Annotated in this window: 1 protein-coding gene; it reads left to right on the forward strand. The window is 64.5% G+C overall.

What is annotated here, in order from left to right; all coding sequences use genetic code 11:
- Nucleotides 1-259, forward strand: a 259-nt coding sequence (locus C1X29_RS28800) for an ABC transporter transmembrane domain-containing protein (RefSeq protein ID WP_256584430.1), incomplete at both ends; no start/stop codon positions are given.

The following is a 259-nucleotide window of genomic DNA, read 5'->3' on the forward strand; positions in this document are numbered from 1 at the left end:
TCGCAGTCCTGTTCGCCTATTCCTGGAAGCTGACGCTGATCGTTCTCGCGACGATCCCGCTCTATCTCGTCATCGCGGCGCTGGCGCGGCCGTTCCTGAGCGACCGCCTCAACGAGAAATTCAATCGCGGCGCCGAGAGCCAGCAGCTTCTCGTCGAAGCCGTCGTCGGCATGCAGACGATCAAGGCGGCGGCCGTCGAGCCTGTTGTCGCGACCCAATGGGAAGAGCGGCTCGCGGCCTATGTCCGCTCGGCCTTCTC

Origin of the sequence: Pseudomonas sp. GW456-12-10-14-LB2, from assembly GCF_002884345.1 — a bacterium.
In the GTDB taxonomy this organism is placed as follows: Bacteria; Pseudomonadota; Gammaproteobacteria; order Pseudomonadales; family Pseudomonadaceae; genus Aquipseudomonas; species Aquipseudomonas paraglycinae.